General features: G+C 43.4%; 17 protein-coding genes. 13 read left to right on the top strand and 4 right to left on the bottom strand.

Features of this window, described 5'->3' with window-relative positions; genetic code table 11:
- Nucleotides 1-62: 62 nt before the first annotated feature.
- Nucleotides 63-557, bottom strand: coding sequence for a GspH/FimT family pseudopilin (locus BM607_RS00200; protein ID WP_011846088.1), 495 nt, complete (start codon nt 555-557; stop codon nt 63-65).
- Nucleotides 558-705: 148 nt separating this feature from the next.
- On the bottom strand, nt 706-1,218 hold the full coding sequence (locus BM607_RS00205; RefSeq protein WP_012088532.1) for a GspH/FimT family pseudopilin: 513 nt from the start codon (nt 1,216-1,218) through the stop codon (nt 706-708).
- A gap of 241 nt (nt 1,219-1,459) precedes the next feature.
- Here BM607_RS00205 and glnB point away from each other — a divergent pair, with 241 nt between their 5' ends.
- Nucleotides 1,460-1,798 carry a nitrogen regulatory protein P-II gene (glnB, locus tag BM607_RS00210; RefSeq protein WP_012088533.1) on the top strand — a complete coding sequence of 113 codons (339 nt, stop codon included), beginning with the start codon at nt 1,460-1,462 and terminating at the stop codon, nt 1,796-1,798.
- A 186-nt stretch (nt 1,799-1,984) separates the two neighbouring features.
- Complete coding sequence (locus tag BM607_RS00215; RefSeq protein ID WP_071939252.1) at nt 1,985-3,274, top strand: NAD(P)/FAD-dependent oxidoreductase; 1,290 nt, start codon at nt 1,985-1,987, stop codon at nt 3,272-3,274.
- Between the two features lie 47 nt (nt 3,275-3,321).
- Here BM607_RS00215 and BM607_RS00220 read toward each other — a convergent pair whose 3' ends face one another.
- Entirely contained in the window at nt 3,322-4,338 is a 1,017-nt protein-coding gene (locus BM607_RS00220; protein WP_012588319.1) for a LacI family DNA-binding transcriptional regulator, read from the bottom strand.
- A 429-nt stretch (nt 4,339-4,767) separates the two neighbouring features.
- On the opposite strand from BM607_RS00220, the gene BM607_RS00225 reads away from it, so the two are divergent.
- The 3 genes from BM607_RS00225 to BM607_RS00235 all read left to right on the top strand — a co-directional run bounded on the left by BM607_RS00225 (nt 4,768) and on the right by BM607_RS00235 (nt 9,783).
- On the top strand, nt 4,768-7,392 hold the full coding sequence (locus BM607_RS00225) for a TonB-dependent receptor (RefSeq protein ID WP_071939251.1): 2,625 nt from the start codon (nt 4,768-4,770) through the stop codon (nt 7,390-7,392).
- 138 nt (nt 7,393-7,530) lie between these two features.
- Nucleotides 7,531-9,054 carry a tryptophan halogenase family protein gene (locus tag BM607_RS00230; protein ID WP_071939250.1) on the top strand — a complete coding sequence of 508 codons (1,524 nt, stop codon included), beginning with the start codon at nt 7,531-7,533 and terminating at the stop codon, nt 9,052-9,054.
- 42 nt (nt 9,055-9,096) lie between these two features.
- Nucleotides 9,097-9,783, top strand: coding sequence for a SapC family protein (locus BM607_RS00235; RefSeq protein WP_071939249.1), 687 nt, complete (start codon nt 9,097-9,099; stop codon nt 9,781-9,783).
- 103 nt (nt 9,784-9,886) lie between these two features.
- Here the strand turns inward: BM607_RS00235 and BM607_RS00240 are convergent, their stop codons facing one another.
- A complete protein-coding gene (locus tag BM607_RS00240) occupies nt 9,887-10,804 on the bottom strand; it encodes a sulfite exporter TauE/SafE family protein (protein WP_071939248.1) in 918 nt (305 codons plus the stop codon).
- A gap of 496 nt (nt 10,805-11,300) precedes the next feature.
- Here BM607_RS00240 and BM607_RS00245 point away from each other — a divergent pair, with 496 nt between their 5' ends.
- From BM607_RS00245 to BM607_RS22035, 8 genes are all read left to right on the top strand, one after another.
- Nucleotides 11,301-12,386, top strand: a complete 1,086-nt coding sequence (locus BM607_RS00245) for a transporter substrate-binding domain-containing protein (RefSeq protein WP_071939247.1) — start codon at nt 11,301-11,303, stop codon at nt 12,384-12,386.
- Nucleotides 12,386-13,873 (top strand): methyl-accepting chemotaxis protein, encoded by a 1,488-nt coding sequence (locus BM607_RS00250; protein WP_071939246.1) that lies wholly within the window; start codon nt 12,386-12,388, stop codon nt 13,871-13,873. The genes BM607_RS00245 and BM607_RS00250 overlap by 1 nt, the downstream gene beginning before the upstream one ends.
- 28 nt (nt 13,874-13,901) lie before the next feature.
- On the top strand, nt 13,902-16,700 hold the full coding sequence (locus tag BM607_RS00255; protein ID WP_071939245.1) for a family 20 glycosylhydrolase: 2,799 nt from the start codon (nt 13,902-13,904) through the stop codon (nt 16,698-16,700).
- Nucleotides 16,701-16,923: 223 nt separating this feature from the next.
- Nucleotides 16,924-17,859: an N-acetylglucosamine kinase gene (locus tag BM607_RS00260; RefSeq protein ID WP_071939244.1), complete on the top strand. Its 936-nt coding sequence runs from the start codon at nt 16,924-16,926 to the stop codon at nt 17,857-17,859.
- A 17-nt stretch (nt 17,860-17,876) separates the two neighbouring features.
- Nucleotides 17,877-18,875 carry a glucosamine-6-phosphate deaminase NagB-II gene (locus tag BM607_RS00265; RefSeq protein WP_006084998.1) on the top strand — a complete coding sequence of 333 codons (999 nt, stop codon included), beginning with the start codon at nt 17,877-17,879 and terminating at the stop codon, nt 18,873-18,875.
- A gap of 185 nt (nt 18,876-19,060) precedes the next feature.
- A complete protein-coding gene (nagA, locus tag BM607_RS00270) occupies nt 19,061-20,197 on the top strand; it encodes an N-acetylglucosamine-6-phosphate deacetylase (protein ID WP_071939243.1) in 1,137 nt (378 codons plus the stop codon).
- A gap of 177 nt (nt 20,198-20,374) precedes the next feature.
- Complete coding sequence (locus BM607_RS00275; protein ID WP_071939242.1) at nt 20,375-21,529, top strand: transmembrane glucosamine N-acetyltransferase NagX; 1,155 nt, start codon at nt 20,375-20,377, stop codon at nt 21,527-21,529.
- A 318-nt stretch (nt 21,530-21,847) separates the two neighbouring features.
- Nucleotides 21,848-22,139: MFS transporter (locus BM607_RS22035; RefSeq protein ID WP_349289756.1), on the top strand; the 292-nt coding region annotated here is incomplete at its 3' end.

A 22,139-nucleotide genomic window follows, 5' to 3' on the forward strand; every position in this document is an offset into this window, starting at 1 on the left:
ACGAACGATTTAAGGATAATATTACTTTAGGGTAGTGAACGGTAGATTTAGTCTCCCTTAGTCTATGTGCAGCTTTGCCCATCTGCGCCTTCTCTTATCAAACCTGAAGTACTAATCTTAAGGCTTTTAGAACCGTCACTTTTCCCGTTTGAACAATAAATTATTGATGTTTCGACTGATACTAAGCCATCTGGTGTGAAGTCCACTTTTTTATCAGCTGGCCCCGATAGTGAAATGACATCATGCTCATTAAAACTATCAATTACTTTGAGTACATTTTTTGCTCCTCCATTATCAATATAAACACTGAATCCTTTATTCCAGTCAGTACCGCATGGAGATGCTGCGTATGGGCAAACAGTAACCGTGGCACCATAGTTGACGGCTTGATTTCTTGCAAAGGCAAACACATCGCTAATTTTTCGTATTTCATTAGTGCTGCGTGTCCCTTCGTATAGTGACGTAAGTGATGGAACGCCTATTGCTAACAAAATTGCCGCGACAGCGATCGTTACCATCAGTTCTACTAATGTGAACCCTTTTGAGATTACTAACATATAAATATCCTCGTTAAAACTTAACTAAGTATATGCGAGGAGAGTACTAATGGTCAGTACCTATTCTATATTTTTAGTATAACCAATAAGTTGTTGTTCAAGGTTTTATATAATTGAATTTTTTTAATACGGAAATACACATATTGATCTAATTACAACTGATATTTTTAGCTGTAGAAAATCGAATTCTACCTGCCTGATTAACAACAATTGCACGGGAGTTTTTGCTATCTACGGTCCTTGGGCAGTATTTGAAAGTACCATTACTTCCTGAAGCCAATCCATCGGGTTGAAACTTTATCGAGCTTTTGTTGTATTTTAAAAAGTCTTTTGTATCAAATTCATCAATAATACGAATGACTTTATCGTTAACATCTAAGGTTTCTACCGTATCAGAATCAATGAATACAGTTAATCCTTTTTGCCAATTTTGAGTACATTTTCCATCCACGAGTGGGCAAACAGTAACTCTATATCCATAATTAATCGCCGTATTTCGAGCCAGCATGAGTGTTTGTTGGATAGTCCTGATATTGGAATCCGCTCTTATTTGATCGCTGAGATCCGTAAAGGATGGCGTACCCACAGTAAACAAGATGGTTGAAATCGATAGCGTAGTGATAAGTTCTATTAGGCTAAAGCCTTTTTGATGAGTGTTCATAACAAATCCCTGTTATTTTGCGCTTGCATCCCGCGAGCGAGTTAGTTTTGGCTAGAATGTAAGTATAAAGTCTGGCGCTATAGTTATAGTGCTTTTTTTAGACTTTTATGTGCTAAAAGCGATTTTGTAGAAACTGTGTTTTATGAGTAAAGCACTACATTCACTTCAATGTTGACCTAACCCCGTGTAAGCTAGTGTTATTCTGTTTGTTTATGTTATTGCAAGGGATGAGGAATTTTTAATGAAAAAAGTTGAAGCCATTATTAAGCCATTTAAATTAGACGACGTAAGAGAATCCCTTGCTGAGATTGGCATTACAGGTATGACGGTTTCTGAAGTCAAGGGCTTTGGTCGCCAGAAAGGGCATACAGAGCTCTATCGTGGTGCTGAATACATGGTGGATTTTCTGCCAAAAGTGAAAATAGAATTAGTGATCCAGGATGATCTGCTCGACCAAGCTATTGATGTGATCGTTGAAACTGCTCGCACAGGCAAAATTGGTGATGGCAAAATTTTTGTCACTGATGTTGAACGTGTTATCCGTATTCGAACTGGTGAAGAAAACGAAGAAGCGGTATAAGCTGCTTAAGAACGATTCTAAAGGGCCTAGTGGCCCTTTTTTGTTGGCTAAGCTGATGGAAGTACGGCTGAGTTTCTGAAATATCTTTAATGCAAAATCGTCAGTTTTACTGAACTAATGTAGTTATCTCTTATCTGTAACATGGTATAACTGAGCCTCGCAAATGAGTTTTATGAGGTTGTCATTTTGGCTACAAAAAGAATAGTGATCGTGGGTGGTGGTGCAGCTGGTTTAGCACTTGCATCTAAGTTGGGTCGTAAATGGGGCGGTAGCGATGTCGTCGATGTCTGCTTAATTGACCGAAGTCCTATTCATATTTGGAAGCCTAAATTACACGAAGTTGCTGTCGGCGTGATCGATCAATCTATTGAAGGTTTACTCTACCGCGATCATGGGCTTAAAAATGGTTACCGCTATATTCGCGGTGATATAGAGCAGTGCGACCCTGACGCTAAATCGATTCAGTTAGCCGCCGTCTATAATGACGAAGGCGAGTTACTCTTAGAGCAGCGACAAATCGATTATGATTTTTTAGTCCTTGCTCTTGGTGGTGTTTCTAATAGTTTCAATACATTAGGCGCTGATGAACACTGCATCTTCTTAGATAGCCTCGAAAATGCCAATCTATTCCATCATAAATTACTCGACGCATTACTCCAATTAAACGAAACACAAGAAAGAGTCAGTATTGGCATTGTTGGTGCTGGTGCGACCGGTGTTGAATTAGCGGCAGAACTTCATCATGTGATTGAATCCGTTAAAGAGTATGGCTATCTGAATATTGCTAAACATCATCTTGATGTGCATTTGATTGAAGCATCACCCAAAATTCTCCCCCAATTACCTGAGCGTGTGAGCGCTAGGGCGCAGGCAGTTCTTGATAAGATAGGTATACGTTTACATATCGGTGTTCAAGTTAAAGAAGTGACTCGTGATGGTTTTATTACCCAAGATGGGGATGTGATTAAAGCGGGCTTAAAAGTCTGGGCGGCAGGTGTAAAAGGGCCAAAAGCGTTTCAGAACTTTACAAAATTGCCCATTACGCCGCGAAATCAAGTTGAAGTTGATGACTGCATGCGAGTTAAGGGCCATCAAGATATTTACGCCCTTGGCGATTGCGCTCTATTGATCCAAAGTTCTGGTCAGCCTGTTCCACCAAGGGCGCAAGCTGCGGCACAGATGGCTGATACCTTGTTTGATAATATCGTTAATCGATTACAAGGTAAGCCTGAAAAGGCCTTTATTTATAAAGATTACGGCTCATTAGTGTCTTTAAGCCGCTTCTCTGCGGTAGGCAATTTGATGGGGAACCTACGCTCTGGCACTTTCTTTGTTGAAGGGCATATAGCAAGATTGATGTATATCTCTTTGTATCAGAGGCATTTAGCCAGCCTTTATGGTTGGTTTTCGGCAATAGTGTATCGAGTGGCACAAAAGTTATTGAGGTGGCAGCGTCCAAAGCTCAAATTACATTGATTTCTATGTAATGTAGGGCAAAAAAGAGAGCAAATATGCTCTCTTTTTTATTGTTTAGGAATTGCCGACGAGTCACGAATGATAGGTTCAGGTGTAAAGGTCTTAGAATATATCGCATCTTGCTCGCGACGTTTTGCGATTAATAATTCCGTTGCGACTTGCGCTATTTCTGCGTTTGGCTGATGTACTGTGGTGAGTTTAGGCCAGGTTTGACGTGAGAATGGGCTATCTTCGAAACCGACAATCGATAAGTCTGCAGGGATATCTAAACCCGCTAAACGAGCCGCAAAAAGTGCTCCAGCGGCAATTTCATCATTACAAGCCACAATCGCAGTCGGACGATGTTTTAGTTTAATAAGCTTATTCGCACCGTCAACACCAGACTCAAATGAGTACTTCCCTTCAATTATGTAGTTTTCATTCAGTTTTAGACCATTTATTGTTAATGCTTGTTTAAAACCAAGTAACCGTTCTTTGGTGGATTCATGGTGTAAATCCCCACTTAAAAACGCAATATGCTTGTGGCCTAAGTCAATCAGATGCTGGGTGATTTCAACTGCACCAAATTTATCGTTGACTAAAATAGTCAATCCATTCTGATCGTTGTCCTTTTCACCTGCAATAATGCGCACATAGTTAGCATCAATCTCAGTAAGCGCTTTGAGTACTTTCGGATCTTCTGACAAGGGAGGCGTCAGTACTAGTCCCGCTAGCCTAGAATATTTGACTAGTGCTGTAAGCTCATCACAAATGGTCTCTGATTTGGCATTGCAAGGGTGGATGACAAGTTCATAGCCCTTGTCTTTACAGGCTGCCAAGATCCCATTTTGCATATCAATAATGTAGTAAGCGTTTGGATTATCGTAAATAAAACCAATAGCATAGGATTTAGTACCCGCGAGGTTTCTCGCCGCTAAATTCGGTTGGTAGTTAAGTGCTTTTATCGCCTCGTTCACTTTGTCAACTGTGGCCTGCTTCACTGAAGGTTCGTTATTGGTGACACGTGATACTGTCTTGATAGACACTCCAGCATATTTAGCTACGTCGTTGATAGTGACTTTCATTGATGTAAAAACTCTTTGTCTAAGGTCGCGAAGGGTTAACTGTTCTATGAACGTAAATTCTTTACCAGCAATTTACAAGCTTACATTTTTATCAGTATTTTCTTACTTATGCGTCTTATAGTGCGAGCTTTTGATGTGCTTAGCAATCCTGAATTGTTACAAATTGGCGTTAATTTATCGTTGTTACAATTATGCTTGGAGTTGTAAATTTACGTCATAATATTAAAGCTCATGTTTTATAATGATTTTTAATAAAATCACTGATTCAAAATTCTGCTTTATGACATTTTTTTGCTTCCATCGTTATTTTGTTGTGGCAAGGCTGTTAATTATTGTGTAATGTTTGCACTAGACATGACAGCGTTGTCATTCCGCAAGGAATGGTTATGAATACTAAAAACGATAATAAAGTTATGGAAGGGAAACGAGATGCGACCATCAATCTTTAAGAAAACTGTACTAGCAACAAATATTGCTATCCTACTCGGCAGTGCTGTATCCATCAGCGCTGTCGCTGCAGATGCCGCGGCAACCACCGCAGCGCCTGAAAATATTGAAAAAATTGAAGTTCGCGGTATGAGAGCATCAATGAAGGCATCAGTTAACGATAAACGTTTTTCTGATGCTGTAGTAGATGCTGTTACTGCTGAAGATATTGGTAAGTTTCCTGATGGAGACGTGGGGGAGTCATTAGGTCGTATTCCTGGTGTCGCAGTGAACCGTCAGTTTGGTCAAGGTCAGCAAGTATCGATCCGTGGTGCTTCTAGCCAATTAACCAGTACTCTGTTAAATGGTCATTCTGTGGCTTCAACGGGTTGGTTCGACCAACAAGCAATTGACCGTAGTTTCAATTACAGCTTATTACCACCAGAAATGGTTGGTGGTATTCAAGTGTTTAAATCATCTCAAGCAGATATTGCTGAAGGTGGTATTGGCGGTACTGTAATTGTTAAAACCCGCAAACCATTAGACTTAGATGCTAATTCAGTATTCTTAAGTGCTAAGGGAGATTATGGCACTGTATCTGAAGAGATAGACCCGCAAACCTCAGGACTTTATAGCTGGAAAACGGAAGATGAAAAATTTGGTTTCTTAGTTGCAGGTTCTTTGGATAAAACTCAATATCAACGTAATGGTATTGAGTCTTTGCTTGGTTGGGGAGAGATCGTTCCGACCACATTCCAGCAAGATCGTGAACGAACAGCTGTAAATGCTGCATTCCAATACAGACCAACTGACAATCTTGAGTTTGGTTTGAATTTGATGAGCCTTCAACTTGATGCAAACAATGCTAACACTTCAATTTTCTTATTCCCTACTCAACAAGGTGAAAATACTTGCCTTAAGAAAAATGCTGCAGGTGTTTGTACATTAGTTGAACACACAGGTAAAGGCGGTTTTGCTTGGGCTCAAACTTGGGCACGTAAAGCTAGCATGTCATCTGACACTATTGATTTAGATTTTGCATATCAAGCAGATGCTTATAAATTAGAAGGGCGTATCGGTAAAACTAAAGCTGAAGGCGGTACCGATATAACTTCAAACTATGGTCAGTCTATTGGTAAGCCTGAAGATTTCGCGGGTACTTATGATGCTACTGGTGATGTAATTGGAATCAACATTGCTAATAACTCATTTGATGCTTCAGATTTCAATGGGCAATTAGAAACAGCGGGCTGGGCGCTCAAAAAACAACCTAATACAGATGAAGAGTCATTTGCGACATTTGACATTACTATTCCTGTTGAACTAGGCGCTATCACATCATTTAAGTCAGGGATTAGCTATGCTGATCATGATGTTACACAGACGACAGAAGCTGCCCAATCATCCAATATAGTGGCAAAAGATGCTTCGGCTTATTATTCTGGCACTATGTCATCAGGTGCTGGCTTCACGTTACCAAAACCAATTTTTGATAACATGATTAATGATGCTTATGCAGCTATTGATGGTTTTACTCTTGATAAGTCTGGATATGGCACTCTGCAAGAAAAGAACTTAGCACTCTATACTATGGCTACATTTGCTGGTGAAGGTGTGCGCGGTAACTTTGGCTTAAGATATGTTTCTACTGATGTTGAGTCTGATTATTATGCATTTAGTAAAACAGGTACTTACGCAGATGGCTTAAGTACTGATAAAGCCAGTTATAACGATGTGTTACCAAGCGTGAACATTGCATTTGACCTTGCCAGTGATTTAATTTTAAGAGCCTCTGCCGCTCAAGTTATTTCACGTCCAAATTATGCTGATTTATTCGCTACGTCTAAGTTACCAGGTTTCAATGACGGTACTCCTGGCAATGAGAAGAAAGTCACAGGTAGCGTGAATTTACAGCCTTTTAAAGCTTCACAAGCAGATGTAAGCTTGGAGTGGTACTTCAGTGGTGAAGGTTTATTTGCTGCAACATATTTTATTAAAGATGTGAGTTCATTCATCTCTACAAGAGAAAAACTGAATCAACAAATCGGTATTGAAGATCCTAACTTAATTGCTGCCGGCGGTAGTACATGTGGTGCAGGTATTTACGATTGTTGGACAGTGAGTGAGAATTATAACGCTAACGGTGGTTCAATTGACGGTATCGAGCTTCAGTTACAAGATTCATTCGATAGTGGTTCAGGTTACTCTGTTAACTACACATTTGCAGACGCTTCATCACCAGCTGAAAATTATGCAGATCGTGTTGGAGTATTCTCTGACTCATCCAAACATACTGTAAACTTAGTTGGTTACTACGAAATGGATGATTTTTCTGCTCGCGTAGCTTATAACTGGCGTTCTGAATACATGATGCGTGAATTACCAGGGTTCTATGGTAACCGTGAACATCAAGCGTATGGTACCTTAGATTTAAGTGCGAGCTATAATCTAACAGATTATCTGTCGTTAACTTTTGAAGTGGTTAACTTGCTTGAAGAAGATAGCGTACAAAAAGGTGTATCACCTGTAGATGCTGAAGGTGTTATCAGTGAATTTAAAGATAACTATCCAGTATGGAGCTTCGATGGTGAAGCCCGTTATAAACTGGGTGTAGCATTACGCTTCTAATGTAGATGTTGTGATTGATAAGAGCCTAGCATTTGCTAGGCTTTTTATTATTTTCTATAAAATATTAAATTAAATGTGTTAATTTTCGTGATGTAAGAGATCAAATTATATATCCATGCTTAATTTTGGAATCATGGTATGACAATAAAAACGATAGCGATTGTTGGTGGTGGGACATCTGGTTGGTTAGCCGCTAATCACATAGGGCGAGTTTTAAAGGATAATCCAGAGTTATCTATTACACTCATCGAATCACCTGATATCCCTATTATTGGTGTAGGTGAGGGGACTGTCCCCTCGATTCGTAAAACATTATCTAGTTTTGGAATAAGTGAATCAGAATTTATAAATTCTTGTGATGTAACTTTTAAACAGTCAATAAAATTTGTAAATTGGTTAGATAGAACTAAACACGGTAACAATAATTTTTATCATCACCTTTTTGATATGCCGAGTCCATTTGGTGAGGATTTAACACCATATTGGTTAATTAATCCTAGGGAGCACTTTGCAGATTTAGTCTCGTCACAACATGCCGTTTGTGAAGAGAATAAGGCTCCAAAATTCATAACAACTCCGGAGTATAGTGGAGTTACGGGTTATGCTTACCACCTTAATGCCGCTAAGTTTGCCATGCTATTAGCTAAGAATGCGACTGAACGCTTTAACGTTGAACATGTTCACGCAACTGTGAATGATGTTTCATTTGGTATAGATGGTTCAATTCGCTCACTGTTGACTGACAAAGGCGAGCTAATTTTTGACTTTTACATTGATTGCAGTGGTTTCGAATCTATTTTGTTATCAAAAAGGTTTGATGTACCATTTATCGATAAGTCACAACAACTCTTCGTTAATACAGCGTTAGTTACTCAAGTGCCCACACAGGATTTCGAAAAAATTCCTCCATTTACTATTGCAACTGCCCATAAGGCGGGATGGATTTGGGATATCGCCCTTACACAAAGGCGCGGAACTGGATTCGTCTACTCAAATGATCATATGAGTAATGCTGAAGCTGAAGATAAATTTGACCAGTACTTAGGTGGTAAACTTGCAGAGCTTACACCTCGAAAAATCCCAATGAAAGTTGGCTATCGTCAACAGTTTTGGGTAAAAAATTGCGTCGCATTAGGTTTAGCGCAAGGTTTTTTAGAACCGATAGAAGCAACATCTATTTTACTCACGGACTTTTCTGCGCGATTTCTTGCAGAACGATTTCCTTCTGATAAAGATGATATTGATTATCTTGCTAAGCGTTTTAATGAAACAGTTTCTCAAGCGTGGGAGAGAGTCGTCGAATTTGCTAAGTTGCACTATTGCTTATCTGACAGATCTGACTCAGCTTTCTGGCGCGATAATCGTTCTGATAAAACAATCCCTGAGGGCTTAAAACAACGTCTTAAAATGTGGCGAAATTTTATTCCAATCGCAGAGGATTTTCCTTCAAAGTTTGAAGTGTTCAACAGAGAAAATTATTTATATGTACTTTATGGTATGAAGTATTTTACTCGCCCAACTTATAGCAATGCGGAAGTTGATAAACGCGTTGTTCAACATTTGGCTAAGATGAAGTTGTTAAAAAGTAAAATGATAAGTGAGTTGCCAGAACATAGAGAACTACTTGATAAAATCCGTCTCTACGGATTGCAATCCATATAGATTTTTATGAATTGCATAAAAACATTAACAAGGAAAAAAAAGATGACAACACATTATGTCCCTTTGAATAATTCTATTCATAGACACTTAAAAGTAAACAATATTGTTGACTATAAAATTTTTGAAAACATGCACATGTTGCCTCTTCAGGTTCAAGAGTTCATGTCAGCAGCGACTAGTTTCCCCATTATATTTACCAAAAATGCTCAAACAGGTGAATTCTTACCTATAGCTATTACATCTTTAAAAGAAAATTCGAACAAATTAATGATAAACGGTAGGTGGATATCGCGTTATTTACCTATTCAAGTTCAATTGTATCCTTTCGGTGCGAGCTATTCTGATAATAAAATAATTATTGGAATTGATCTAAATAATTCGTCGGTGTCCGAAATCGGAGGTAATTCTTTGTTTACAACTGATGGCGATAACACCGCTTATCTCAATACACAACTAGAGTTAGCTAGTCTTCAGGCTAACTATCAGGAAATGACAAAACATTTTATTGGTATTTTAATACAGCATGATCTATTGCAGCCTAGAACATTAACTGTAAATGCTCAGGATGGAACTAAGACCAATATTAATGGTATTTATACCGTTGATGAACAAAAAATGCATGAGCTAGAAGAAGTAGTCATGTTAGATTTTGCAAAACGTGGATTCTACTCTGTGATTTATGCGCATCTTTGTTCTCTTAGTTTAATTGATTTAGTCATGGAAAAATAACATTTAAAGAATGGTGCCATGCTGTATTGGTGGCATCAAACTATGCGATTTACTTATGCTAGTTTTTAATTAAAGCAATGAATATGAATCAATTTTAGAGTTTTTAACTCGCCAACATGACGCTACCCGTCAAAATTATCCATATGGAGAAAAAAAGTTTTAATACTTTTACTGGGAGATATAGCGCTAATTTACGAGCGAGTAATCCTCCGATGACGGCACCTGGGCCTGCGAATAACACTAACTCAAAGAGGGCATGGCTATTTGTTGAAAAAATATGAATAGGGCTTGCCGACCAAACTGTAATTGCAGAGACAATGACGCCGGTGGCGACCGCCATTTTGGCGCATAGTCCCCGTAACATCAGATAAATGACGACTAATTCACCGACGCCTACCGATAACCAAGCTGTGATAATGCCGCCGAAATAGCCAATGAGAGCGAGCCAAAGAAAATCGACTGGCCTTATAGCGCGAGTTATTGGTGTGCTACTTTTGCTACTAATAACAATGGCGATACCGAGTACAATCGAGAAGATGCTGAAACTTGTGTGTAGCGAAGAGGGGGAGTTGAGCTGTAGTAATTGGCTACTCCAGAAACCTAAGACAGAAAAGAAGGCGGCAAGTAATGCTGCTTTCACAAAACCAGACCAGGCGGCATCTTCTCGGTGACGCTTTTTATAATGCAGTGACCATGAAATCGCGCCTGCTGTCATACCAAAGCATTGGATCATAAATGAAGTCGCAACACTTTGAGACTCACTAAAGTTGAGGCTCGAAAAAACGGGAATAAAGATGACGCCACCGCCAGCTCCCGTCGAATTGGCAAATATCGCTCCTGTAATACCCAGAAAAAAAAAGCGGCCATATTCTTGGATAAGATCAAATGGCGAATGAAAATGGCTCGCCCAAAATAACCAAGCTCCACAAAGTAGCAATATCAAACTGAGGTTTCGGTAGTGCCGAGTTAAGCGCGGAGCAGATTGGGTATTACTGGGCACTAATGTGTTAAGGGGACTCATCGATAGCTACCGTGAACTTTGTCATGTTATCGCCATGTTACCAATGAAAGACAACGTTGTCACATAAGCTTGAATAAATAAATTAAACATTTTAAGTAATTGAATAATAATGGTTAAGTATGTCTATTCATAAAAAATAACAATAATTGTCAAAAAAATGTAGAAATCCTGTTCTTTCTTGTGTACTTTAATAATGACAACGCTGTCATCTGCTTGTGTGATACGTTGTTTGTAAGGTCTGCATGAGAGGATGAGGTCTCCTTTTCATGTGTTTGGCAGGAGTATTGCTGTCGGGCGGCGATACGTTTGTCTTTGATATTTTGATAGTCTCTCCCCAGAAACTAGCGTGGGCTGGGTACTGTAAGCAGTGCCCAGCCATTTTTTTAGGGTGTTTTTACAATATGACTTCAATGCCTACCTCAGCATTTGAACGTTAGCGGCATAGATAAATAAAACTCACTGGTAAAAACCAGATAATAAAAAGAGGCTGCAATTTATGGCGATTCATTTAACGGCTGCGATGCGCGTCATTGCGACGGGCATGATGAGTGTCATTCGTTATGTTTTTACACTAACGACCATACTTATCATCACTAAACGAGCAGCTTGCTGGTCACTGTTTATCATGGCACTGACGGGGCTTTCGACGGCCGCCTTCACAGTGTTTGCCGCCGATACCGCCTCAAGTCATTTTGCAGCTAACTCAAATTCAAACTCAAATTCAAATTCAAACTCTAATTCCGGTTCCTCTGACGCCATTAAGTCTGACGTTTCTCACATTCAGGCGCCGATTTCAAAAACAATCGTCACCACCATACAGCAGACTTGGCAGCTAAATTTGCTTAAGGAAGCACTGCGCCGTTCGGATAGCGGCTATCAAGTGCAGCAAATGTCGACTCAGATGAATCAAAAACGCAAGGTCGAAGAAGCACTGGCTGGAACAGTCGATGTGTTTTGGAGTATGACCTCAAAAGAATTAGAAGAAACTGTGCTACCCGTGCGCATTCCATTGTTTAAAGGATTACTCGGTAATCGACTGCTAATTATCCGCAAAGCGGATGAAACGCGATTTGCCAAGGTGAAAACCATGGCGGATTTTAGGCAGTTAAAGGCGGGGCAAAATCGTTATTGGCCCGATGCCACGATTTTAGAAGCTAATGGATTACCCGTCGTGACGAGTTATCAGTACACCAATTTATACCCCATGTTAGAAGGTGGGCGTTTTGATTATCTTGCCCTCGGCGCCCAGGAAATTGGTGAAGAACTTGCTAGTCACCCCGATCCCGCACTTAAGGTTGATAGCCATATTCTGCTGCAATATCGCTCGCCGGCTTATTTCTTTGTGTCCCCTAAGCGCCCCGAACTTGCGGTGGCCATTTTAGCTGGGCTTGAAAGTATGGTAAGCGACGGCTCCTTTGATGAGATGTTCAATCGCGAGCTAAAAATTGAGCAACTGTACCGCGAGGCAAAGTTTGAACAAAGGGTCATTATCCGTCTCGATACGCCTGATTTAAGTCCGTTAACGCCAATAGAACGCACAGAATTATGGTTAGATCTCTTTAGTATGCAAGGTGCAACATAATGAAAACATTAGCCTTAAAAGTACAGATTGGGTTAGCAGCAGCGATTTTTATGATAGTCAGCGTTTTGTTCGGCGCATCTTACTGGTTGGCGAGTGATAAATTGGCCGCCAGTGAAACTGAGTTTGAAGACAATACCGTCGCCAATTTGCAAGTCACTATGGCGCAGCCCATCTTCACCTACGATTATGAACAAATCCAAGCCGTGTTATCTGTGATGCTTAAATCTGCGCAGATTTATCATATCGTGGTGAGCGACCATCGCGGTAAAGTGTTAGCCGAGAGTCAGCAGGCTCAAACGGTGGCCGATGAGTATCTGGTAAAACGTAAAATTCACTTTGCTGACCAAGGCAATCCGACGGGCCAATTGGCCATTCAGTTTTCTATGTTGCCCATTCGTGCTCAGTTGTCAGATTTACTCTTAGGTTATTTCTTGCAGGCGTTGTTAATTCTTGGTGGCAGTTTAATTGTTATCTTCATTATTCTTAAACGTTTAGTGATTAACCCACTTGAAAATGTGGTCCGTGCTATGGAAGAAATTGCCAGCGGTGACGGTGATTTATGCCACAGATTACCGGTTGAGAGTCAGGATGAGATTGGTCAGCTTGCCAAGGCATTTAATGGTTTTGTAGAGCAAATTCACGCCACGATTTCCAGAGTGCACGAAACCTCAGGGCAATTACTGGGCGATGCCAAAGCGCTTGGTTCACTGTCGCAAACCAACAATGATCGCGTGCAAACCCAACTAAAAGAAACCGAGGCCGCAGTGACGGCTGTAACTCAGCTAAGTGCCAGTGCTAACGAAGTTGCGATTAATGCCAAGCGCACCGCGGATGCGGCGAGTCAGGCCGATAAAGCGGTCGATGACAGTCAGCGTCAGTTTGATTCGGGATTAGACATTACCCGCAAGCTGGCATCTGAATTAGCTCGCTCGGCATTGTCCGTCTCACAGTTACAGCAAGAAACCCAAAAAATTGATGAAGTGGTTGTGGTGATCAACAGTATTGCCGAGCAAACCAACTTACTGGCGCTTAATGCTGCCATTGAAGCGGCAAGGGCGGGTGAACAAGGGCGCGGTTTTGCTGTGGTTGCCGACGAAGTGCGCACGCTGGCGAGCCGAACCCAACATGCCACCGGTGAAATACAGAAAATGATCCAGCAGGTTCAGAGCCGAGTGGCAGAAACTGTCACTGTGATGCAAGCGAGCCAAGCCCTTTCAACTCAAGGCGTGAACCGCTCGGAAGAAATTAAGTTAGTACTCACTAAAGTGACTGATTTAGTCTCAAATATCAGTAATATGAACATCGAAGTTTCCCATGCGGCGCAGGAGCAAACCTGCGTCACCGAAGCGATTTCTCGTACGTTAAATGATCTTGCCAATGTCTCAGGTTCAGCCTCCCTCGATAGCGAGCACTTAGCGCACTCGAGCGAGCGACTGTTTCACCAAGGGGAAAGACTGCGGACGTTAGTAACTTCCTTCAGATTGTAGCCATTTCTGGAGCTAGATAAGGATAATCATGAATAAAACACTTTCAGCAAGCGCCATTTTACTGGCTTTAGGATTAGCGGCCTGTACCGAGGCGCCTGTGACGCCTTCCGCAGCGTCAGCCGATAAGGCTGTGGCTCAAACACAGCAAGCTCAGGACGCATTAACTCAAGCGCAGTTACAACAACTCGGGGATTCGTTAGTCGTAACTTATCGTGTTGTGACCAATGTGCCAGACGATAAGTGCCTAAAAGATAAAGCCGATGGCCGCTGTTTTGTCGCTCAAATTGATTTCGTGCCCGGTATGGATTTAGTCAGCCAGGATTGGGAAATTTATTTAAGCCAAATGCGCCCAGTGCAATCGGTTGAAAGTGGTGAGTTGACGATAACGCACGTTAAAGGCGATTTACATCGTATTACGCCAACGGCTGCTTTTAAGGGATTTGTTAAGGGCGAGAAAAAGCAACTAACGTTCCGTGGTGAGCCGTGGCAATTGGCTGAAACCGACGCTATGCCAAACTATTACCTCGCAGCAAAAGGATTAGAACCCGTCATTATCGCCAGCACTCAGGTAGGGAAAGATGTCGAAACGGGTTTAGAGACGCGTCCGTATGTTGAAGGGTTTACGAATTTTAAAACCCAATATCAACGCACTGAAACGGATAAACTCGCGCCAGCCGATGCCGCGCAATTATTTAAAGCCAATCAAAGCGTGAGTGAAGATGCCGCCTTGGCTGTGGATACCATTATCCCAACGCCACAAAAGGTGAAGATCCATTCAACTGATACACCAGTATCCCTTGCTGGTGGTATTAAGGTCGAATATCAGCAAGATAACCCAGAGCAAAAGAGTCAAGTTGCGGCAGCGGTGGCACGTTTAGCTCGCCTGGGTGTGGCTGAATCTGCGAGTGGCATTACGGTGAAATTTGCCAGCCAAAAAGGGGATGAGGGCAGTTATCGCTTAGATATTCAGCCAACTGAAATAGTGATCGCTGCCAATGATGCGGCGGGCTTCTCTTACGGTTTGTCATCATTAGCAAGCCTTGTGGATGTGAATTCGCTGAAAGTGAATGCCATGACCATTGAAGACAGCCCACGTTATCCGTTCCGTGGTATGCACATTGATGTGGCACGTAATTTCCACAGCAAACAATTGTTGCTGGATTTGCTCGACCAAATGGCGGCTTATAAGCTCAATAAACTGCATTTACACATGGCTGACGATGAAGGTTGGCGTTTAGAAATCGATGGTCTGCCTGAATTAACCGACATTGGCAGTAAACGTTGCCATGATTTAGATGAAAATACCTGCTTATTACCGCAGTTAGGCAGTGGGCCGTTTGGCGATACTAGCGTCAATGGCTATTACACCAAACAAGACTATATCGACATAGTGAAATATGCCGAGGCGCGTCAAATACAAGTGATCCCATCGATGGACATGCCGGGTCATAGCCGCGCCGCGATTAAAGCGATGGATGCGCGTTTTCGTCGATTACAGGCTGAAGACGTAGAGCTTCAAAACACGGGCCAAGTGCAGGTTGTCACTGTGCAGGAAACGGCAAATCAAGCTAGCACAGCGGTAAAAGCGTTAGATGCGGGCGCTCGTCAATTGCAAGCTGAAGGGAAAACCACTGCAGCTGAGCAATATTTGTTATCCGATGCAAACGACAAAACGGTTTATTCTTCAGTGCAGTATTACGACGACAACACGCTTAACGTGTGTATGGAGTCGACTTATCACTTTGTCGATAAAGTGATTGATGAAATTGCCAAGTTACACCAAGCCGCGGGTCAACCATTGACGCGTTACCACATTGGTGCCGATGAAACGGCGGGAGCTTGGAAACAATCTCCCCAGTGTTTAGCATTTGTCGCCAATAACGATAAAGGCGTTAAGTCGATAGATGACTTAGGCGCTTATTTTATTGAACGAATTTCGACTATGTTAGCGGCAAAAGGCATTGAAACTGCGGGGTGGAGCGATGGCATGAGCCATGTTCGCCCTGAGAATATGCCCGCTAAAGTGCAGTCTAATATTTGGGATGTGATTGCCCATAAAGGCTATGAGCGCGCCAATCAGCAGGCGAATCTTGGTTGGGAAACCGTGCTCTCTAATCCTGAGGTGTTGTACTTTGATTTCCCCTATGAGGCCGATCCTAAGGAGCATGGCTATTACTGGGCGAGCCGCGCGACCAACAGCCATAAAGTCTTTAGCTTTATGCCAGATAACTTGGCCGCCAATGCCGAGCAATGGACCGATATTCAAAATCAGCCGTTCGAAGCGGACGACAGAATAAAACTTGATGAGGCGGGTAAAAAAATCTCGGGTCCAAGGGAGAAAGGCAAACCTTTTACTGGCTTGCAAGGGCAGGTTTGGAGTGAGTCGATTCGCAGTGACGATACGATTGAATACATGGTGTTCCCGCGTTTGTTGATGTTGGCCGAGCGTGCTTGGCATCAAGCCGCGTGGGAAGTGCCTTATCAATATCAAGGCGCTGTGTATAACCAAAGCTCGGGTGCTTTTACTTTGACCATGCGTGATGCACAGGCAAAGGATTGGCAACAACTTGCGAATACTTTAGGCCACAAAGAGTTTATTAAGTTAGATAAAGCGGGGATTGATTATCGCGTACCGACGGTCGGCGCCGAGATCCGTGAGGGTAAACTGTTTGCTAATATCGCCTATCCCGGACTCAAACTGGAATACCGAAGCCTATATGGCCATTGGCAAGCTTATCAAGCGGGGCAGGCGGTCACTGCACCGATTGAGGTCCGTGCCATAGCTGCCGATGGTATTCGTAAAGGCCGAAGTTTAATCGTTAACTAAATCAGTTTTTATATCTGGCTGTATTTTAAAGATAAAATACAGCCTTTTTGTTTTTCTGTGTCAATGATTGCCTAAATTTGATTTTAGATCATAAATCACTTAAAAAAGTAAATGACAACGCTGTCATTTTTGCTGTAACATTGAGTTAACTAAAGTTGAGCGCTGTATTAACGGCAAATAATAAGCAACGGTAGCGCTGCATTGATAGCTGAAGAGGGGTGTCATGGGGTTAGTCCAGACAAAAGATCAACAACTGTTTATAGGTGTAGATGGCGGCGGCAGTAAATGTCGCGCCACCATTTACTGCGCAGACGGTACCGTTTTAGGGACAGGTGTTGCTGGGCGTGCAAATCCACTGCATGGTCTCACACAAACATTTGAATCCATTGAAGCATCGACTCGCCTGGCGTTGCTGGATGCGGGCATGAACGAGAGCGATAGTCACTTGCTGGTGGCGGGTCTTGGTCTTGCTGGCGTAAATGTCCCTAGGTTATATCAAGACGTGATCAACTGGCAGCATCCTTTTGCGGCCATGTATGTCACCACAGATCTGCATACGGCTTGTATTGGTGCCCACCGCGGTGCCGATGGCGCAGTGATCATCACGGGCACGGGTTCTTGCGGTTATGCCCATGTTGGTGATACCAGCTTGAGTATTGGCGGTTATGGTTTTGCATTAGGTGATAAGGGCAGCGGTGCTTGGCTGGGATTAAAAGCCGCCGAACACGTGTTGTTAGCACTCGATGGCTTTGCCGTACCAACCCGATTAACCGGTATGCTGCTGAGCTACTTTAACGTCACCGATGCGCTCGGCATTGTCGAAAATCTAGCCGGTAAATCATCAAGTTGCTATGCCGCATTAGCCAGAAGTGTGCTCGATTGCGCCAGTGAAGGTGACGCGGTCGCGACGGCGATAGTGCAAGAGGGCGCAGATTATATTAGCGACATGGCGCGTAAGCTATTTAGCCTAAATCCGGTGCGTTTTTCGATGATCGGTGGCCTTGCAGAGCCTTTACAAGCCTGGCTCGGTGCCGATGTGGTCGCCAAAATTTCAGAAACCTTAGCACCACCCGAACTCGGTGCTATGTATTTCGCCCAGCAAGAATTTAATAAGTCGTTGTCAGTGCAAATAGGCACTGAAGCCAAATCCTGTATTTGAACGTGAAGGTAAAAGACATGACAAACACTATTATGGAGCAAGAAGCTCGCACCGCACCGCAAAAAATAGCTGGTCAGTTAGAAGCTAACGCTGAAATCATGCAGCAGTTAGGTGAAAAGCTGCGCGCCTTCGATCCCCGTTTTGTAATGATCGTTGGTCGTGGTTCATCGGATCATGCGGGTGTTTTTGCTAAGTACTTATTTGAAATCGAAGCGGGCGTACCGACGTTTGCCGCCGCCCCTTCAGTGGCGAGTGTGTATGGTAAGACCTTGAAACTCGAAGGCGCATTAGTGATTGTGATTTCACAATCTGGCCGTAGCCCTGATATTTTGGCGCAGGCGCGTATGGCAAAAAATGCTGGCGCTTTTTGTGTTGCCTTAGTCAATGATGAAACCGCACCGATTAAAGATATCGTCGATGTTGTTGTGCCTTTACGTGCCGGCGAAGAAAAAGCGGTTGCCGCGACTAAGAGTTACCTCGCAACGTTGTCAGCTATTTTACAGCTTGCCGCCGCTTGGACTCAAAGCGAATCGCTTGCTAGCGCCGTCGCTTCTTTACCCCAAGCGCTGCAAACGGCGGTGGACGCTGAGCCACAACTCACGCCAGAATCCGTTGCCGACGTGAAGAACTTAGTCGTACTTGGCCGTGGTTTAGGTTATGCGGTATCTAAGGAAATCGCGCTTAAGTTAAAAGAAGTGTGTTCAATCCATGCCGAAGCATTCAGTAGCGCTGAGTTCCTCCACGGTCCTGTGACCTTAGTTGAGAAAAAACTCACTATCGTTGATGTGTGTATTGGCGATGAATCCTACGCTAGCCACATAGAACAGATTGAAAACGTGAGCCAACGCGGCGCCGATTTAGTGCATCTGAATCAAACCTCGACTGACATTCACCCACGTGTGGCTCCGTTAGCGTTATTACAACGATTCTATATCGATGTGGCTGCGGTTGCGATTGCCCGCGGTATTGATCCCGATCAACCTGCTGGCCTTAAAAAAGTGACCCAAACGCTCTAAGCCGCCGAGCTTTAAGCGGCCAACGTTTTAGAGGTTTAGGTGCTGCGGATTAGATTTAGCGGACTTTTAGCTGCGCGATTAAGCAGCTGCACGATTAAACCTGTTCAGCTAAGCCCGTGCAGCTAAGTCAGCGCAGTTAATTTAAGACTTAAGTCACTCGTGTTATTTATTGAAAGAGGTTTGCGATGAAAATCACCTTGATCGCCGAGCGTATTTTCGATGGTGAGTATTTCCATCAAGATGTGCCAGTTACTGTTGAAGACGGGCACATTCTGGCGTTTGATACGGTTGTTGGCGCGAAGGAAATCCGCCAAGCCGGAACGCTGGTGCCAGGTTTTATCGATGTACAAGTGAACGGTGGCGGCGGGGCGTTATTCAATGCCGATCCGAGTGTTAATTGCATTGAAACTATCGGCCGTGCCCATGCGCGTTTTGGCACGACCGGATTTTTACCTACGCTTATCACCGATGATGTCAGCGTGATGGCAAATGCGGCCGATGCAGTGGCCGAGGCATTAGTCAAAGGTAGCGCTGGCGTTTTAGGGGTGCATTTTGAAGGACCACATTTATCTGTGCCTAAAAAAGGTGTACATCCGCAGGGTTTTATTCGTGAAATAACCGATGCTGAACTCGCGGTATTTTGTCGTCAAGATCTGGGGATTAAAGTCGTTACGCTTGCGCCTGAGAATGTGTCGTCAGAGGTGATCCGCACGCTCGTTGCTTCGGGCGTGAAGGTGTGTTTGGGCCACTCTAATGCTGACTACGATACTGTTGTTGCGGCATTAGCGGCAGGCGCGACGGGTTTTACACACCTTTATAATGCGATGTCACCACTCGGTTCCCGTGAGCCGGGTATGGTTGGTGCGGCGATTGAGAGTGAAACCGCTTGGTGTGGTTTGATTGTCGATGGTCACCATGTGCACCCAGCGGCGGCAAAGGTTGCACTACGGGCAAAACCGAGGGGCAAGATGATGTTAGTCACCGATGCTATGCCGCCAGTTGGTATGGAGGATGAGACTAGCTTCGAGCTCTTTGGTACTCGAGTGTTAAGAGTCGGCGACAGATTAAATGCCGTGACAGGTGAGCTGGCGGGCTGTGTGCTCGATATGGCAACTGCGGTCAATAATACTGTGAACTTGTTGGGTTTACCTTTGGCGGAAGCCTTGAGAATGGCGGCGTTATATCCCGCACAGTTCCTCGGGATTGACCATAAGGCTGGCCGTTTAGCACTTGGACACAGGGCTGACTTTGTCTTGCTCGATGTGCAGAACAAAGTGCAGGCAAACTACATTGCGGGACAAGCAGTTTATACACACCCTTAAATTGCTTTTGTAGTTTAGGCGCTCTGAAATTCGTATCTTCAGGTAGCTTGGGTATAGCCCTTGTCGTATTTTGATGACAGGGGCTAAGTTTTTTATTGTACAGCACTAATTTTAAACAGTATTAGTTTTGCTCAACTTTTATAAAAGCTTTTAATAACAATAATAAAGGATGATGGCATGGGGACGACACAGACAAATGCAATTGCGCCAGTAAAGGTGAATAAACCTAGGTTGATGTCGCTGGATGCACTGCGCGGCTTCGATATGTTTTGGATTTTGGGCGGTGAGGCTTTGTTTGGTGGCTTGCTTATTCTAACTGGCTGGGCAGGCTGGCAATGGGGCGATGAACAGATGCACCATAGCCAATGGCATGGTTTTAACTTCTACGATTTGATTTTTCCGCTGTTTATTTTCCTCTCTGGTGTGGCCTTAGGTTTATCTCCCAAACGTTTAGATAAATTACCCATGAGTGAGCGATTACCTGTGTATCGTCACGGGATTAAACGACTCTTTTTATTGCTATTACTGGGCATTTTATACAATCACGGTTGGGGTACAGGCGCGCCTGCCGATCCTGAAAAAATTCGCTATGCCAGTGTGTTAGGTCGAATCGCCTTTGCATGGTTCTTTGCCGCATTATTGGTGTGGCACACGAGTCTACGAACCCAAATTATCGTCGCCTTGGGCATTTTGCTTGGTTATGGCGCAATGCAACTTTGGTTGCCTTTCCCTGGTGGACAGGCCGGCGTGCTCTCGCCAACGGAATCCATCAATGCCTATGTCGATTCGATTTTATTACCCGGCGTGAGCTATCAGGGACGCACGCCCGATCCTGAAGGTTTACTGTCGACTATTCCCGCCATCGTCAATGCGTTAACGGGTGTGTTTGTCGGCCACTTTATTGTTAAATCCCATCCTAAAGGTGAGTGGGCTAAAGTGGGATTGCTCGCCGCTGCGGGTGGCATTTTGTTAGCCTTCGGTTGGCTGTTAGATCTTGTTATTCCGGTCAATAAAGAGCTGTGGACCAGTTCATTTGTGCTGGTGACGTCGGGCTGGAGCATGATACTGCTGGCGGTATTCTATGCCTTAGTCGATGTGCTTAAGTGGCAAAAATCCGCATTTTTCTTCGTGGTGATAGGCACCAACGCCATCATTATTTACTTAGCGTCGAGCTTAGTGGATTGGAAATATATCGCTCAAAGCGTGTTTGGTGGCTTAGTGCTGGCCTTGCCTGAAAGCGCTCAAGCGTTAGCTGCGGTTATCAGCTTGCTCGCGGTGCAGTGGCTGGTTTTATATTGGATGTATCGCCGCAATATTTTTGTCAGAATTTAGTCAGTTGGCTTAATAGCTTGAGATCAGCCGCACGCACTCAGTGTCTGCGGCTTTTTTTACATTATTTTATGGATGTGAGTTACAACTTAGCTATCGGCCAATTGATGATTACGAGGGAATATTCGCGAGAATTTATTAAATGACAGCGTTGTCTTTTTGTGTTATTTGTTTTAACATCACTGAAACAATGGTGCGTTTGGATGATAACATTAGCCATTGCGGACGAGTCGCGATACGGATATTCGGGAACTTAGGCATTAATTTAAACCCCCGTTATCACCTCAATAATTAATTACTATAAGAAGCAGGTTTATGGAAATGACACTCGATAAAAGCCAGCAAAAAAGCAGCTTTCTCCCCATGGCTATAGTGGCCGCTCTCTTTTTCATCCTCGGATTCGCCACTTGGTTGAATGGGTCTTTGATGCCGTATTTGAAACAAATATTGCAACTCAATCCCTTTCAAGCGTCGTTGATCCTGTTTTCTTTCTATATCGCAGTGACCTTTACAGCCTTGCCATCCGCCTGGCTTATTCGCAAAGTCGGTTATAAGAATGGTATGGCGATCGGCATGGGCGTGATGATGCTGGCGGGTTTACTGTTTATCCCCG

Origin of the sequence: Shewanella sp. SACH (assembly GCF_001887095.2) — a bacterium.
GTDB classification, from domain to species: domain Bacteria; phylum Pseudomonadota; class Gammaproteobacteria; order Enterobacterales; family Shewanellaceae; genus Shewanella; species Shewanella baltica.